Below are 16,208 nucleotides of genomic sequence, written 5' to 3'. Positions count from 1 at the left end.
CCCAAATGTCTTGGTCGACTGGCTGTCGGAACTCACAACTCGCGGCCGAGTTCAAACGCCTCCAAAATGGTGCTCTGGATCAGTCGCGGCACAACGCAGTCGCCCACCCGCTCAACGCGGACGCCGGCAAAATCCGGGGAATCTTTGAGCTTGAGGTAGAGATCCTCGCGCGACCGCCTACCTATAACCGGCACTACCCAGTCGACCCCGTCGATGGTTTCTTCATCGCCCGGCATCAGGATGTATTTCGCCCAGCCGATGGCGTCGGAGGCACTAAAAACGGCCGAGATGCGCACTTTTCCTGTCTCGATCGCGGTAACGTGCGTGGCGGTCCGCATGGAGATACCTTTGATGGCAGCGCGCCGGTAGAAGAGAGTGCGATTTCCCGATTCGATGTCCTCGCCGACCAAGGTGTGTCCGGCGACAATCGTCACCCGACAGCCGTTGTCAGCCAAGAATTCAGCGGTGCCGGCGGCTTCCCAGTGGCCGTTGTTGTCGATCACCACGACGTGCCCCGAAAGGCGAGCCTCTCCTGACAAGACCTTGTCCGGGGAGACAACATTGTCGCCGTCGAGCCCGGCAATTTCGGGCAGAATTTGTCGTCCAAGCTGCCTCGACAGGACGGAGTCGGTGTCCGTCTTGTCGGGCAAGTTGGGATCCGAGCCGGTCGCCACGACGACGATGTCGGGATTGCAGGCTTTGATGTTGTCGAGCGTCGCCTCCTCGCCAAGCCGAACGGTGACGGCGTGCTCGCGCACGGCGGCTTCCAGATAGGATGTCACCTCGCCAATTGCGGCATGTTCGGGCTGCGTGGCGGCCAGGTTGACGAGGCCGCCGAGCCGCTTATCGCGCTCGAACAATGTTACACTGTGACCTCGACGTAATGCGAGCTCCGCCGTCTTCAGCCCGGCTGGACCGCCGCCCGCTACGACCACGCGCAACCGTTTCGGCGCGACGGAGACGAAGCGCTCGCTGTGCGTCAGCTCGCGCCCGGCGCCCGGATTGTGGACGCAGCGCACACCCTTCTCCTGGCCAACTTGGTAAATGCAGGCGTCGTTGCATGAGATACACATGCGCACGAGGTCGCCGCGGCCTGCCTTAAGCTTGTTTGCCGTTTCCGGATCTGCGATCAACTGGCGCGCCATGCCAACGAGGTCGGCTTCGCCGTCGCGAACCAGCGCTTCGCCGGCCTGCGGAGTGATGCGGCCGAAGGCTACGACGGGCAGCTTGGTGGCGGCCTTCAGGGCCGCGTTGATTTTGCGGAAGTCGTCGCGGGCAACGGCTGCCGGCGGAATCTCCATCCAGTAGCTGGAGAATGAGCCGGCGTCTGAATTGAAGTAGTCGACGGCGCCGGTGCTCTCTAGCGCGGCCGCCATCTCCAGTCCGTATTCCGTGTCGTAGCCGAACGGGGTGAACTCGTTCACGCATAACCGAATACCAAGCGGCGCGTTGCCGATAGCGTCGCGGATCGCAACCAGCACCTCGCAGGAGAGCCGCATGCGGTTCTCGAAATTGCCGCCATAGGCATCAGTCCGGCGGTTGAAGTAGGGCGAGGCGAAGGAACGCAACAGCCCGTCATGTGCGATCTTGATCTCGATGCCGTCGATGCCGGCGTCAATCAGGTTCCGGGCGCTTAGGGCGAAGCCTTCGACCACCGCGCGAATGTCGTCGTCATCCATCGCCTTGGTCGAGTGGTGGCTCGAAGGTTCTGGCATCTGGGTTGGCGCCCACATGATATGCGGCGGGTGTTCGAGCGACGTGTGTCCGCCATGGGTTAGCTGGCCGAAAATCTTCGCGCCATGGCAGTGCACCGCGTCGGCCACTTTGGCGAGGCCCGGCACAACCGCTGGGTCCCAGGCGTTGATGAAACGACGCGACATCTTGCCGGTCGGATGGACCGCCTGGCTCTCGAGTATGATGAGGCCGACACCGCCGCGGGCCCGTTCCTCATGATACGCGCGAAGATCGTCCGAGGGCATGCCGTCGAGATGGCCGAGCGCAGTGAAGTGCGGCTGGAACACCAAGCGGTTTCTCAGCGCGACGCCCCGCAGAGCAAAACTGCTCAGCAGATGCGGATAGTGCGATGTGTCGGCCTTCATTGGATCACCACACGCAGAAATCAATGACGTAATCGATTACGTAAACGATTACATATCAGTCGTCAACTGTGGCTGTTTTTGTGGAAGTGGCGGGCCGAACTGATCCAGGACCGCCGTTCCGCCAAGCGGCACGATGCTGGGGCAACCGCTGCGTCTAAATGGGAACTACTTGCGCTCTCTCAGGCGGGCGCGCGATCGCCGGTGCCGGGCGCACTCGTCAAAGATCGCGAAAGCTGCCTTGGACCTGACGATTCGCGAACGATAAGCGAGGTGTCGAGAAGCCGATGGACGGGCTGACCGCTGCGCGTCTTGGCGATGCGCGACATTAGGAGCCGCGCCGCCTCCTCGCCCATTTCTATGCTCGGCTGCGCCACAGCAGTGATGCGTGGCCGAAAGGCGTCCGCCCATAGAAAGTCGTCGAAACCGGCAATGGCGATATCCTCTGGACAGCGCAAGCCCCGCGCGTTGATTGCGCGCACCATGCCGAGCGTCATGAAATTGTTTGTGCAGAACACTGCGTCCGGAAGCGGATCTAGATCAAGAAGCCTGCTGCCTCCCACTTGCGCCGACACAATATCGGAGGCGCATTCGACCACCAGTTCCCGCGAAGTCGACAAGCCTGCGACTGCCATCTCCTGCTCATAGCCGCTCAACCGGTTGCCTATGGAATTGGCTTGTAGCGTAGCCTTGAGCACTGCGATGCGTCGATGCCCCTGATCGATCAGATGCCGGATAACGCTAGCGGATGCGGCGAGGTTGTCGACCTCAACCGACTCGACGTCGATGCCCGAAAGCGTGCGGTCGACGAAGACTAGCGGAAACGACTGCTCGATGAGCGACTGGAAGTATGCCCTGTTGTCGCCAGCGGGCGCCACGATGAGGCCGTCGACGCGCTTTTCCATCAGCACGTCGAGATAGGCCCTTTCTTTGGCCGGATCCTCCTCAGTATTGCACAGCATGACGTTCACCCGGTTAGGAAGGTTGTGGACGACATTGTCGATCCCCTTCACCAGGTCGGAGAAGAACGGGTTGGTGACGTCCGAGATAATCGCTCCGATGGTTCCGGTGTGGCTGCGCCTCAGACTGCGAGCTATGCCGTCACGGCGATAGTTGAGCTCGGATATGGCTGAGAGCACGCGCGCTTTGGTTTCATCCGCAACAAAACGCGACTCGTTGATGACATGCGACACCGTCGCCACAGATACCCCCGCGCGGCTCGCCACATCTCGAATGTTAGCCATGCACCATTCCTTGAAGTCCAAAGGACTAAACAACCAACGAACGCGTGTCGAATCTGTTGACGTAATCGTTTACCTTCTTCATTTTGAAGGTTCAACGATGTTGTGGCCCAAAGCAATAAAGATCGGACTCAGGCACCATGCAAAATCCAGTGAGATTCGGCGTGCTGGGCGCTGCCGGAATAGCCAAGACAGCGGTGGTGCCTGCCATCACCAAAGCCCGCAATGCCAGGGTTGTCGCAGTCGCGACCCGACGCCCTGAGGTTGCTTCAGACTGGGCTCGGGAGGCTGGCATAGAGCGCGTGCTTGGCTCCTACGAGGAGCTGCTGGCCGATCCGGATGTCGAGGCAGTCTACATACCTCTACCCAATTCCGAGCACGCGCACTGGGCAGTCGCCGCTGCTCATGCTGGCAAGGCGATCCTCTGCGAGAAGCCTATCGCGATGAACGCCGCCGCGGCCGAGACTGTGGTGCGAGCCTGTGCCGACTACAAGGTGCTGCTGATGGAGGGCTTCATGTATCGCTTCCATCCGCAACATGACCGCGTGCGGGATATCATCGCGTCGGGGGAGATCGGCGAAGTCGTCGAAGTCCACGCTCATCTTTCGGTGGATCTCATGAGCCCAGTGGACCCGGCAAATGTGCGATTTGACAAGAAACTCGGCGGTGGGGCCCTCCTCGACATGGGCTGTTATGTCGTCCACATCGCCCGCAGCATATTCGCAGAGGAGCCGCTCAGCGTTTTGGGGCGCTGGTCAATCGACGATCGATACGGGGTCGACGTTGCGTGCGCCGCCGTCCTCGAATTTTCGGCGGGCCGCGTCGCAATGGTGAGTTGCTCCTTCATGGGCAACGCTCAGGGCTTCTATCGGGTGATCGGGAGGCGCGGCCAGATCGAGGTGCCGCGCGGCATCATTCCAGGGCTGGGATCGCGCATCTCCGAGACATTAGTGATCGTCGTTGACGAGAACGGCCGCCGACGCCAGGAAGAATTGCCTGCGGTGGATCACTATCAGTTGATGATTGAGGCTTTCGCAGACGCCGTTCGCGGGGACCTCTCGGCCATCCCACCGATTGAGGATTCGGTCAAGAATATGCGGGTCCTCGATGCCTTTGCCCGATCAGCCAGATCCAACACTGTTGCTGCGCTTACGGGCTGAGAGCGCGGCGTCAAGGAGATTCTCGCAATCTTGATCAAGCAGATCGAAGGGCACAATTTCTGACTTGCCGCCTGAAGCATCAAATGATCGCTGGAATGCAAATCGATGCAGCAAAATCGTCTCTGTACAAATGTTTACTGTTGTCGCCCCAAACGTCTCTGTCTGCGACTTTCCTGAAAATGGGCCGGAATAGCGTCGACATTTCCGAGGCTTAGTTTTGCCATTTGGTTGCCAGTTCGAGTCCCTTGGGAACCACCAAACAGTCTGCAATATCAATGACTTAGTAGAGATTTTTGTTGCTTGCATCACCACATGATCGCTGGGATGCACCTCGATGCAGCGAAGTCGTCTCTGTCCAAACGTCTGCAATTTTCGCCCGAAATGTCTCTGTCCGCGACTTTCGTGAAAACCGGCCCGAATAGTGTCGACATTTCCGAGGCTTAGTTTTGCCGTTTGGTTGCCAGTTCGAGTCCCTTGGGAACCACCATTCAGTCCAGGCATTTCCCGGGTTCTCTGACCGTCTCTAGAAAGCGTTGTCTTTTCCGAGGCTTACGAGGCCGACGCCCGCAACACTTGGCAGAAAGTCTCTGATTTCCGCCGCTGAGACGCGTTTTTGGGCGTCGGTCTCTACCGGCCTGTTTTCGTTTCCAAACGTTTGGGTGGGTGCATCGCTGCGATGGTCGGCTGATGCGCTCAGGCGCGGGCTAGCAGCTCTGACTGTTGCCGCCACGATGCCGGAAGGTCGGCAAGTCGAGACAGTCGCTGCGCTGTCAGGCTGACGGGCTGGGTGCCGGCGAAGATGCTGTCGACAATCGATGGTGAGAGAAAGGCAAGGGGGAGGACACGACTCACTTCCGACAGCTCGACCCTCTCGGTTACTGCGATGTCCGAGAGTTTCCTGCCCTGACCCTCGACGAGCAGGACGAGATATTGATGAGCCCTCATGATGAGCAGAACGAGGCCGGCATCGGGCTCGCGATGCCGTTCGGCGGAGTTGGTTACGACCATCCGCATTTCGACACCACGGCGCCTCAGCGAGATGGGACATTCGACTCTGACGGCTGCACCGTCATGCTCCAGGTCAGATCGTGACAGGTTAGGAAGCAGCGCGGCGACGACCGCTGCTCGGTCGATCTCGATTGTGAGCGAACCCGGCGTCAAGGTGACACGACGGACAAGTCCACGAACAAGTTCCCGTCTGCCTTCGGTCGCGGTGTCATTCAAGTTGCTGTTCAGCGTTGTGCTCCGCTCAAGTGCCGCAGCGAGATTTGCCGTCGGGTGAGACTTCTGAATCCAATTAGAGAGTTGGGTTCGATCGTGAAGGATTTGAGTCAGCCGATGCTCGACAAGTGAATCAACTTCATTTGCCGGCAAGCGCCAGCCGTCGGTATCCTTCTTTCGGCCCTCCACGAGTTGCCTGGACACGTAGTAGCGATAGCGCACACCCTTTTTGTTGGCGTGGACGGCTCTGAGCTTCTCTCCGGCCTCGTCATAGAGAATGCCGGTCAGCAGATGGCCGTCGTTTTGGTTGGAGGAACTCTTTCGAATGGGCGTCTGGTCCTTCAGCAGGCGCTGCACTTCTTCGAATATTTCGCGATCGATGATGGGCTGATGCTCGCCGTCATAGATCCTGTCCTTGTGACGGATGCTGCCGATATAGATCTGGTTCGACAGCAGATGATATAGATTGCCGCGGCCGAAGGGTCGCGTCGTCACCCTCGATCCGTCCTTCCTCAAGGTCGTTCGTCCCGAATGACCATGTGATGCTGCCTCCTCGACGAGAGCGCGGACCGACTTCAAGTCGAGATATTGTTCAAACAGCCAGCGGACGATCTTGGCTTCCTCCGGGTGCACGACGAGCTTCCGGTTCTCCACCCGATAGCCGAGCGGCACGACACCGCCCATCCACATGCCCTTCTTCTTCGAGGCGGCGATCTTGTCGCGAATACGCTCGGCTGTGACTTCTCGTTCGAACTGGGCAAAGGAGAGAAGCACGTTCAACGTCAGCCTGCCCATCGATGTCGTGGTGTTGAACTGCTGCGTAACGGAGACGAAGGAAACACCCGCTTGATCGAACACCTCGACGATCCTGGAGAAGTCGGTCAGCGATCGTGTCAGCCTGTCGATCTTGTAGACGACGACCACGTCGATTTTCTTCTCACGAATATCTTGCAACAGCCGCTGCAGGGCAGGACGCTCCATGCTGCCGCCCGAGAAGCCGGGATCATCATACCGGTCTGACGCGAGCTTCCAGCCAAGCCCGACCTGCGAAGCAACGAAGGCAGTGCAGGCTTCGCGCTGGGCATCGAGTGAGTTGAATTCTTGGTCCAGCCCTTCCTCGGTGGACTTGCGGGTGTAGATCGCGCAGCGCAGGCGAGAGGAGGTGCTCATAGGCCGAAGAACCTCGGACCAGACCAGTGCGCGCCAGTGATGCGTTTGGCGATGGCCGAAAGCGAGCCATAGGTCCGGCCGTCGAAGACAAAGCCATCCTCACTCACATCAACGACATGGGTTCTACCATTCCACTCACGCACCAGCCGCGTGCCAGACCTGAGGATCTGGGCAGGAACCACAGGCAAGCTGCGCCGGGCAACGCGGCGCTGCGTATTGGTGTCTCGATCGGTCTGCGCAGCGCCAGCAGCGTAGGAAGGATGACCGGTTCCGGGGTTGGCGCCTCGGCCAAGCTTCACCGCATCACGGATTGCTTTCCGTGTCGCAGGAGACAGCCCGCCGAAGTGCCGTGTCTGCAGATGCCAGGCAGCCGCACGTTCGAGCAGGCCTCGCTTTACGCCCTTTGGCGGAGGGCACCCATAAGCCTTCGCCCAGCGGGCGGCCAGCTCTTCACGAGTGAGGTCGCCGAGAGCGGCGACCTCCTGCTCGATACGCTCATCCAGCGAGGTCATGATCGTCACTTCGCCTTGGCGGCGTCTTCGATGCGGTAGCGGCGCACGCCGTCCTTGCCGACCTCATTGACGAGGTTGAGCCCGAGTTTTTTCTTCACCACCGCCGAGAGAAAGCCGCGCACTGAATGGGCTTGCCAGCCGGTCGCCTCCTTGAGAGCCTCGATCGTCACACCTTTCGGCGACTTCAGCTTCTTCAACACCACCGATGCCTTTGTCTCGGCAGTTGCGACCAGTTTCGTCTTGGGTTTGATTTTGCCTTCGGCAGCTTTGCCCGCGCCATCCGTCGTTTTCAGAGCGCGCTTCGTCTCCGACTTGCCCTTGCGGTCGGGCCCGTTTTTTTTATTGGCGGCGGGTGCCGCTCCGCCAGCAACTGCATCGGCCTCATTGGTGGAAGTTTCGTTCGTCTGTGCCATCGTTCTCTCCGTCGGTTGCAGGCGCCGCAACATCGGGGCGCCTGTACTGACCGAAGCCCGCGCAAGGGGGCGGGCGGAGAGGTTGGCTTGACATCGGCTGTCTTAGTGCAGCCTGTTCAGTCGCGGTCTGGTTTCTGACAAACAGCAACGCTTCCTTCGCAGGTGAAGTCCAGTCGAAAGTCGCACCGGGTTGCCACGATCAGCGTTCTCGCAACGCGCCGATGGCCGTGCGCCAGTTTCGCTCAAGTTCCTCCAGCGTCTCGTGCGCGCATCGCGCAAGCGAGGAAACCGCAACCGGCTCTATGGAGTCGTCGGCCTCACCGAGAATCCGGAAGGCAGCTATCAGGCCAATGAGATGGCGCAGATCCGACTCCATCTCGTCCAGTGCGCCAAGCGCCGAGCCCACCGTCATTCGGTCAGCCGCTACCTGCCCCTTCGCCATAGCCATGCTCCTTTTGGAGCACCAACGCTTCCTTTGCAGAGGAAGTCGAGTGGAATGTGCAAAGGCGAATTTGCGCCAGAAGCAGCCGTCGCAATGCGTATCATTGAACGACCGAGATGGGGCCGATTGCTGCCCGACAGCTCTTAGGAGGCGCAACTGCAAAAGCGGACGTTCAACCACCGACCCTCTCTGCATAAGCGAGATGGTGTGGGTTGGGCCCCTTGCGGCTCGTCCGATTCCAATCTGAGGTGGCCTAGCGCAGCCGGATATGGGCGAGCAAGCGCAGTACCGAAGCCGCCGCCAGCGATAACGTCGCCCTCGTATCGAGAAAAATGACTGTGAGATCATCGTCGTATGAAGCTTTAGCGAACAAGCCGCTCTGGTTTGGATAGAATATTGCTTGGCCTACAGTGACCAACTACGTTCGCTCGACGCATGGAGCATGGCGAGCAATACGGGGCTAAATCGTGGCGACCAGGAGGGAAGAACTGGCAAGTTCGGCGTCGAAGATCGCGAGCGGCACAGCCTCTCCGTCGGAGAGAACAGCTAGGGTTACATCTTCGCCGGATGTCGTGATTGACGAACCCGACTATGTGCCGCCCGATTATGGTGCCAGCCGGCGCACGCGCATTGGTTCGAGCGTCATCGAACAATTCGTGGCCGGTCACGATGCCGGCGACGTCCTACGCGAGCTCGTTCAGAACGAGTACGACGGCGGTGGTGATAAGCTCGCGCTGACGTTCGGCAGCAAATCGGTCGAGGTGATCGGTTCGGGTCGCAATATCGAGCGCAGCGGCTGGGAGCGGCTCTCGGTGATCGTCGGCACCGGCAATGTCATGGGCACTCGCGGCGCCGAAGTCGTCGCGCCGAAGGAGAATGGGATCGGTTCGAAGAATTTCGGGCTGCGGTCGCTCTTCCGCTTCGGGGACGAAATCCACGTCCGATCCGCCGGGCAGGTGGCGCTCCTCGACCTTCAGACGCAGGAGACCGGTCGCGCGCCCGATCCGCAATCTCGGGGCGCGAAGGGTGTCCGCCTGTTCGTGCCCTATCGCACGCGATCGACCGAAACCCTGGAGGCGTTCACTGTCGAGCGCGAAGCGCACGCGCTGGAACTGATGGCGGCGAGCATGCCCGACACACTGCTCAAGCTCGCGCATGGCGGGAAGAAGTCAGGCCTTCGCGAGGTCAACGTTCGCTCGATTCGAACCGGGCGCATACTGCGCTGGCGACAAGAGGCGTCACCAGCTCGCTGTCGGATGTCCGGTGTATCGATGACCTCCCGGCGCGGCCGGATGAGTGACGGCGACGCGCGCGTCGTCTCCTTCCAGGAAGAGGAGTTCTCGCGAATTGTCGAATTGCCGGCGGAGTATTCGGCTCGGCGGTTCCCCTCTTACTATAGGGCCGCCGGCGGCAGGGTGAAGATCGCGGTCTCGGTGCCGATCGCGCGACGCAAGATCGATCTCGGCCAGAACGGCCGTTTTTATTATCCCTTGAAGGCGCCAGCCTCGCGAACCGGTTGCCCGGTGAGCGTGAGTGCTCCGTTCGAACTCAACCAGGATCGTAGTGGCCTCAATGATCTCCAGTGGAACGACTGGCTGATCGATCAGGCGGTCGAACTCGTGATGGACCTGCTCGTTTCCGACTGGTTCGTGCGATACGGCGCCGATGCCTTCACGACGCTCGCGGGTGACGGCGTCGCCACACCCGACCGGTTCGCGACGAGGTTGGCGGAACGGCTCAGAGGAGATGCATGTTGGCCAACGCTCGCAAGGGGCGACAAGCGATTTGCTAAAGCGGATGCGATCGTGCTGCCGAGCGACGATCTCTACGGCGGCTTTCTTGGCGACGCCCGCTATCTCGATCCCGCGCTCAGCGCTGACGAGAATCTGCGCGAGCTTGCGGAAAAATGCGGGGCGAAGCCGTTTACCGTCGCATCGCTCGTTCGGCTACGCTGCGCGGGTGAAGATGAGAAGAGCCTGAAAACCACGGTCGAAGCTGCGGCGAAATATTATTTCACCAGCTATGACGAGTCGACGCGCGGGCTGGACATGCAAAAGCGCCAAGCATCGGCGCTTTCGGCATTCCCGCGACGGCTCTCAAAGCAGATGCGATCCGATCTCGGCAACACGGCCTCGACGCTCAGCGCAACGGGCGACCTGAGACCAGCCATTGAGCTGATGATCGTCGACCCGGACCTTTGGGCTGATTGCCCAGAACCGGAAGCGAACCGACTTCACCCCGACCTTGTGCCGTTCAAGGCGATTTCCGGGCACTGCCGCGTCTTCGACGAAGAGCAATGGCTAATCGACGCCGCGAAGCGCGCTGCAGATGCGGCGCCGGACGACCGGGAGCGCGAGACGCTCTACCGAAAGCTTCTCGCACGTGAAGCGCCGATCAGCCGAGCTGCCCTGTCGGCATTGCGCAGCAACCCCGTGGTGAAGAACCAGCGTGGCGACTGGGTCGCCCCGGTGGAGATGGTCAATCTTAAGAAGGCGCTCGCCCGTTTCCTCGATCCTGCAATCGACGGACCGTCCATAGACTTGCTTGCAGCGCCGAACCTGATAGCGCGCCTGCGGATCCGTGAGAACCTGAGCAGTACCGATCTCGTTCGCTTTGCCCGCCTTGTCGAGGACCAGCCTAAGACCGCCGAGCGCTTCGAGAAACTGCTCACCGACAATCTCAAACTGCTGAGCACCGCGGTCGTCGAAGAACTGCGCGAGATTACCTGGCTTAGGACCAAGTCCGGACGACTCGCCGCACCAGAGACTCTCCACCTCGATACCGCGACCAACCGGCTCTGCATTGGCGACGATGACTTGATCGTCGCGGGCACGAACGAGCTTCTTCATCACAAGCTCAAGCTGAAAGCCGCGCCGGACAGCGACACGCTGCTCGAGATCATCGAGGCGCATCGCGACCGGACCGAGCCGCTGCCGCGGCCGGACCTCGTTTATTCTGCCCTTGTCGCAGCGATCGGACGCGAGCGACGCGCAAAGGCCGAATTCGCGGACCAAAGCATCTGCTGGGTACAGGACGACTATCACGCCCCGTCGGACATCCTGGTCGGTCTGCGGATCCCCGCGCTGTTGGCCGAAGCGATCCCGGTCTTTCGGCACGCCGACGATGTCGCACAGGCCTATCAGGCGCTCGGCGCGCCGGCGTCGCCAACGGACGAGCATTGGACGCGCTTCTTTCAATTCGTCGATATCGAGTGGGGCATCGAGGGACCGGTCGAACAGCGCCAACGTCGCATATTGCTCGAAGCATATAACCTTCGCGGTCCGCTGGGATTGCCGGCCGGCTTGGAGAACTTCAGCTGTTTGCTCGACGATCGTTCTCGCCTGTTCTCGCTCGCCCAGCTCCGAGCGGGGCAGTTGGTCGAGCCCGACTTTGTGGCGCTCGAACAGGAATTGCGCGCGACCGACAGCAAGATCGGCATCATCGAGCGCTCGGAGCGATCGCGAGTTTTCTTTACCGCACTCGGTATTCGACCGCTGTCGGCCATTGCCGGAACTGGCCAGCCAGAGCTTGGGGCACCCGGACGACCGTATCTCTGGTACAAGCCAAAGCATAGCGAGCGCGTCCTTGCGATGTTGCATCGGCCGCTGTTTGCCCGTGCGCTCTATGAGGTCGCGTTCCGCAATCGCCACGGGCATGCGGGGTTCGTTCCGGCAAGCCGCAGCGCGATCGCCACGCGCTTGGCGGCGATCACCGAGATTGCGTTCTTTCAGTCGATGGGACGACGCTATTCGGTCGGCGGCGCCAGCGTGCTGGTGCCAGCACAAGTTGCCGTCAGCGAGCAGCATATCGATCTTGTGGCGCCAAAAACCAAGGGCAGCTTCCAGCTGTTGCTGGCCGAGGCACTAGCTGAGATTGCAGGCGCGACTAGCGTGGGGACGATGCGCAGCCTCGCCAATGCCTTCCTTCCACTGGTCCTCGCAGCGACGTTCGAAGAGCTTACCGACTATCTCGATCGCATGGGAATCCCGCGCGGGCGGGAATGGGAATTGGATGACGATGTCGATAGCGATCTCGGGGAGGAGGAGGATGGTGACGAGGACGCGGAGGAGATCGCGCTCCGCCAGGTTTTCGACAATCTCGACACCGACCGGGACAGGAGCGACTCCGAGCCGCCACCGGTCGAGCCCGCGCCGCCGCCACCCCCTAATCCCCCACCGCCACCTACGCCACCGCCCGCGCCATCACCGTTCAAGCTTCCCAACATCGATGATGTCGATCTGACGGTCGCGGCTGCCAAGGGACTCCAGATCGAGCCGCAGCAATCGTCGGGCGGCGGCGGCGGTTCTGGCACATGGCTGCCGCCAACGCTGGCGGAGGTCGAGCGCGCCGGACTGCTCGGCCAGCGCGGCGAGGAACTGATCTACCGCATGGAGCTGAAAAGGGTCAGTGAGCTAGGCTACGAGGAGCCGGAGCGCTATGTCATCTGGACGTCGCGCGATGAGCCCGGCGCGGATCATGATATTCGCTCGATCGATGCAGAGGGGCGCCCACGATGGCTCGAGGTCAAGGCCACCACGGGGAGCGATGGCCGATTCGACTGGCCGCGTAAAGAATTCGAGAAAGCGTTTCGCGAGCGCGACCGATACGAGTTGTGGCGCGTCTATCGCGTGGCGGATAAGATGCCGGTGGCGAAGTGCTTTCCCAATCCGGCAAAGATGTTGGGGGCGCGTCAGATATTGCTCGAGCTCGGTTTGCTGCGCGCCAAGATCGAGGATATCGGCTGAGCGCCACATTTTGCAATTCGCGTTCCACACGTGAGCCTAGACGCAAGTGGCGCTGCCCCGGAGCATTTTCCGAATTGGGCGATTGAGGATCGATGTGTTTCCAGTTTCCGCTCGCAACAGGTGCCGCGGCTATACTGCCGCGCCCCCGCTTTAGCAATCTATACGAACGGCGCCGCGGCGAGGATGTTCTGGCCCTGGACGATGATATTGCACCAACGCCTGGCCCGCGTCACGGCGTTGTAGAGCAGCCTGCGTTTGTGCTCGACATCGCCGCCGACCTGATACGGCCATATGACCACGACGCCGTCGAACTCGCGGTTCTTGGCCTGTTGCACCGTCATCGCGGTGAAGAGATGCGCTGCGCCACAGCCGTACTGCCTCCGCAACGCCACGTTTCGAGCGATCACGGCCTCGATCTCCACACGGGTAAATTCCGTCCGCCCGATAGCATGGATTTGATTTTCCACCCACAGGATTGCAGCGCGCACAGGCCCCGACGGCGGCAGCGAGCGCAGCGCGGCGCATGTCCCCACGGCGGTCGCGTTGGCAGGGAGTAAAAGCCCCCCGAGGATGACCTGCGTCTCGTCTCGATCAGTGCCCTCCCACTGGATCGAATACGGTCCATTTTGCTGCTGTCCGCAGGGGCCTTCCCCAACACGCGTTACGACAGACTGTACAAATCCGCCTTGCAGCGCCGGCGTGATCACCGCGACATTGCCCCCTTGGCGCCACGCGATGGCGTTGGCGAGCAAAGTCGCGGCCAGAGGAACGCTTACGCCCGGTTGCAAAATGCGGAAGCCCTGTCCATTCACCGGCGCCTGGCCGTTCCGGATCGCCGTCGCGGCCGCCAGAAGGCCCCCAATATTCGTCCGACGTACCTGGACCAGCGTTTCGGGCTCTGCCGCACCCTGTAACCAAGTCACCAGCGGATTTGGACGCAGCGCTTGGTCGAGACATTGAAACTCATCTGCCGCGATCAATGCGTTGGTGGCGCCAGAAAGCGCGACCAACATCCGCAGTCGCTGCGGCCTCAGATCCTGTCCCTCATCCACCAGCACGATCGGGAAGCTCGCGGCCGTCCAGGCCCGGACCTGCGGCTGCTCAAGAAGCAGTCCAGCAGCATCGCAGACCGCATCGAACTCGCCTTCCGCGGCAGGCGCGATGCCGAGCGCCGCCGCAAGGCCGCGCCAGCGCCGGTAGATGCGCCATGCGAAGGCGTCGACCGTGCAGCATTCCACCCGGCCCATGAGACCGGCAACGGTCCGAAGCCGGTCCGACAAGCGGCGCCTGGCTCCATGCATGAAGGTCAGCGCAAGGACGCGCTGCCCTTCGATCAAAGGATGGCCAGCAAGCGTCTCAGAGAGCATCTCCATGAGACGATACGTCTTTCCGCATCCGGCAACTCCCTCGACCGCCCGAACGTTCACGGTTGAAACACCCTGATCGCCGGATTGGCCGCATCCGCGGCAAACAGCGGGTTGTTCTCTCCCTTCACCACATCGGTGATCGCGTTGAGCAGCGACCGCGCTCGCGCGCAGCAGGCTTCACTAGCACCAATCGCGCCCGCGATGATCTCGTAGGTGGACGTGTCCTTCTTCAGCCCTCCGGCAGCGCGATTGTCGCTCTTCAGGCGCGCGACCAGCTCTGCCACTGTGGTTGCCGGTTGGTCGATCTGGATCGCCGGAAGACAGGCGTTCGCATCCGCATCGATGATCCAGCCAATGATGTCCTCCAGCATCTCGCCATTCGCCCACCGAAGGATCACGCCCGAGTTCGGAGATCCGGCCGCCACAAGCGCCCCGGCGTATCCGACGCCCTCCGCATCCCCGTCGACCATTGCTACGATGCGCGGGTGCAACGGCGCCATGGTCTCAACCGTCCTGACGACCGCACCATCATGCGTTGGGATCACGCCGACAAAAGCATCGAACCGGCACTCATCGGCCGCCGCCCAGCTTTGATGCAGATCGACAGCACGAACCAGCAGCCCGAGCCACTCGTAGTCCGTGCGGCCTTCGGGGACCAAGACAAACTCGTGCATAACGGCGGCGATCGTCTCAACGCGGTTGACCTGAAACAGCTTCCGCACACTGTTCGGCGTCTCAGCAGGCAGCGTGGACGTCAGCAAAGGAACTGCTGTCAGCACTCCGCCGTCATTACGGAGAACCGCCACACCCTTCGGGTCTGCGAGCGCCGCCACCATCGGCGAGTGCGTCGAGACGAATGTCTGTCGGGAAAGAGCCTGGATTCTATGAACCAGTCGGCGCTGCAGGGCCGGCGGCACGTGAAGCTCTGGCTCCTCAAGGGCCATCCAAAAGCCTTCATGGGCCTCAGCGCGCATCCGGCCGAACTGCAACAGCAGAAGCAGATGCTGCAGGGAAAGAAGGCCGCTCCCATGTCGCCTCGCTGGCAAGGGAAGACCGCCTCCCTCGTGTGCATAGTGCGAGACGACGGATTCGAGCAGGCCGTCGCTGTCGGTAGCGGTCACGCGCAAATGGAGCGTGGGCGCCGTCCGGAAAAAGCCGCGCAGTTCCTGATTCAGGCGGCTGACGATCGGCGCCAGGCGCTCGTCCTCCTCAAGTCGGGCTTCCGGCGCGCGCAATCTGTCCCGCTCGCTAAGGACGGACTCCGAGGGCTGGCCTTCGCCAGCCGCAATGACCCTGCGAAACAACTCCGACCCGAACGACACCGTCCGGTCCCATGTACGAGCGGCCGGCACGAGGAAGAAGCCGATGTCGCGGATCAGACGAGCGGAAAAGGCGGTGGCGCTTTCATCGGCAAAGACATCGCCCACCGCATCGTCATCATGGAAGTACCGGAGCGTCTCCACTTCGAGTGACGGCCTGTGAAATCGAGCGGCGAAAGCGACCTGGCAAGCAAGCTTCCACGATTGGTCTGCGCGCGCCGGCATCACCGTGCCATCGACCGGATTCCACCATTTGACGATCCCTCGATCGTCCCTAAACCAGTCCATATGCTGAGCCGGATCGTCGCCATCAAAGCCGATCACCGTCGCGACAAGGCGAATGCGGTCCGCTGGCTGGGGATCGCTGCCGTAGAAGTCATGCTCGGTCAGTTGGCGGATTGTCCGTCGTCTGAACATTTGGCGCTGATGGCTGCTTGATTTAGCGGAGTGTTGGCCTCGATTTTGGATTGATGTTAAGCGGCGAGCTTGCGGTGCTGCAAGCGTCGGAGCTGGATTGTCTTT

10 protein-coding genes are annotated in these 16,208 nt (G+C 61.2%); 2 read left to right on the top strand and 8 right to left on the bottom strand.

What is annotated here, in order from left to right:
• Nucleotides 1-32: 32 nt before the first annotated feature.
• Together ABLE71_RS19655 and ABLE71_RS19650 are read right to left on the bottom strand one after the other, a co-directional pair.
• Entirely contained in the window at nucleotides 33-2,099 is a 2,067-nt protein-coding gene (locus ABLE71_RS19655; protein WP_348785180.1) for an FAD-dependent oxidoreductase, read from the bottom strand.
• Between the two features lie 179 nt (nucleotides 2,100-2,278).
• Entirely contained in the window at nucleotides 2,279-3,340 is a 1,062-nt protein-coding gene (locus ABLE71_RS19650) for a LacI family DNA-binding transcriptional regulator (protein WP_348785577.1), read from the bottom strand.
• 137 nt (nucleotides 3,341-3,477) lie between these two features.
• Between ABLE71_RS19650 and ABLE71_RS19645 the strand changes: the two genes are divergently transcribed.
• Nucleotides 3,478-4,497: a Gfo/Idh/MocA family oxidoreductase gene (locus tag ABLE71_RS19645; protein WP_348785179.1), complete on the top strand. Its 1,020-nt coding sequence runs from the start codon at nucleotides 3,478-3,480 to the stop codon at nucleotides 4,495-4,497.
• Between the two features lie 693 nt (nucleotides 4,498-5,190).
• Here ABLE71_RS19645 and ABLE71_RS19640 read toward each other — a convergent pair.
• The 4 genes from ABLE71_RS19640 to ABLE71_RS19625 form a co-directional block, all read right to left on the bottom strand.
• The gene (locus ABLE71_RS19640; protein ID WP_348785178.1) at nucleotides 5,191-6,888 is read right to left on the bottom strand and encodes a recombinase family protein; all 1,698 of its coding nucleotides are present in this window, start codon (nucleotides 6,886-6,888) and stop codon (nucleotides 5,191-5,193) included.
• Nucleotides 6,885-7,400 (bottom strand): DUF2924 domain-containing protein, encoded by a 516-nt coding sequence (locus tag ABLE71_RS19635; protein WP_348785177.1) that lies wholly within the window; start codon nucleotides 7,398-7,400, stop codon nucleotides 6,885-6,887. The genes ABLE71_RS19640 and ABLE71_RS19635 overlap by 4 nt, the downstream gene beginning before the upstream one ends.
• A gap of 5 nt (nucleotides 7,401-7,405) precedes the next feature.
• Nucleotides 7,406-7,846 carry a DUF3489 domain-containing protein gene (locus tag ABLE71_RS19630; protein ID WP_348785176.1) on the bottom strand — a complete coding sequence of 147 codons (441 nt, stop codon included), beginning with the start codon at nucleotides 7,844-7,846 and terminating at the stop codon, nucleotides 7,406-7,408.
• Between the two features lie 166 nt (nucleotides 7,847-8,012).
• Nucleotides 8,013-8,255, bottom strand: a complete 243-nt coding sequence (locus ABLE71_RS19625; RefSeq protein ID WP_348785175.1) for a hypothetical protein — start codon at nucleotides 8,253-8,255, stop codon at nucleotides 8,013-8,015.
• Between the two features lie 572 nt (nucleotides 8,256-8,827).
• On the opposite strand from ABLE71_RS19625, the gene ABLE71_RS19620 reads away from it, so the two are divergent.
• Nucleotides 8,828-13,000 carry a DUF3883 domain-containing protein gene (locus tag ABLE71_RS19620; protein ID WP_348785174.1) on the top strand — a complete coding sequence of 1,391 codons (4,173 nt, stop codon included), beginning with the start codon at nucleotides 8,828-8,830 and terminating at the stop codon, nucleotides 12,998-13,000.
• A gap of 158 nt (nucleotides 13,001-13,158) precedes the next feature.
• On the opposite strand, the gene ABLE71_RS19615 is transcribed toward ABLE71_RS19620, so the two are convergent.
• Entirely contained in the window at nucleotides 13,159-14,427 is a 1,269-nt protein-coding gene (locus tag ABLE71_RS19615; protein ID WP_348785173.1) for an ATP-dependent helicase, read from the bottom strand.
• Nucleotides 14,424-16,208: AAA family ATPase (locus tag ABLE71_RS19610; protein WP_348785172.1), on the bottom strand; the 1,785-nt coding region annotated here is incomplete at its 5' end. The genes ABLE71_RS19615 and ABLE71_RS19610, both read right to left, overlap by 4 nt.

It is taken from the genome of Mesorhizobium sp. KR9-304 (assembly GCF_040049215.1).
In the GTDB taxonomy this organism is placed as follows: Bacteria; Pseudomonadota; Alphaproteobacteria; order Rhizobiales; family Rhizobiaceae; genus Mesorhizobium_K.
The sequence above is the reverse complement of the archived record's forward strand: the minus strand, read 5'-3'. Positions and strand labels throughout refer to the sequence as shown.

Bases quoted from the DNA above. Each gene is read 5' to 3' on its own strand.
- ABLE71_RS19630 (WP_348785176.1), bottom strand. From the start codon at position 7,846: ATGTTGCGGCGCCTGCAACCGACGGAGAGAACGATGGCACAGACGAAC.
- ABLE71_RS19655 (WP_348785180.1), bottom strand. From the start codon at position 2,099: ATGAAGGCCGACACATCGCACTATCCGCATCTGCTGAGCAGTTTTGCT.
- ABLE71_RS19645 (WP_348785179.1), top strand. From the start codon at position 3,478: ATGCAAAATCCAGTGAGATTCGGCGTGCTGGGCGCTGCCGGAATAGCC.
- ABLE71_RS19625 (WP_348785175.1), bottom strand. From the start codon at position 8,255: ATGGCGAAGGGGCAGGTAGCGGCTGACCGAATGACGGTGGGCTCGGCG.
- ABLE71_RS19650 (WP_348785577.1), bottom strand. From the start codon at position 3,340: ATGGCTAACATTCGAGATGTGGCGAGCCGCGCGGGGGTATCTGTGGCG.
- ABLE71_RS19640 (WP_348785178.1), bottom strand. From the start codon at position 6,888: ATGAGCACCTCCTCTCGCCTGCGCTGCGCGATCTACACCCGCAAGTCC.
- ABLE71_RS19635 (WP_348785177.1), bottom strand. From the start codon at position 7,400: ATGACCTCGCTGGATGAGCGTATCGAGCAGGAGGTCGCCGCTCTCGGC.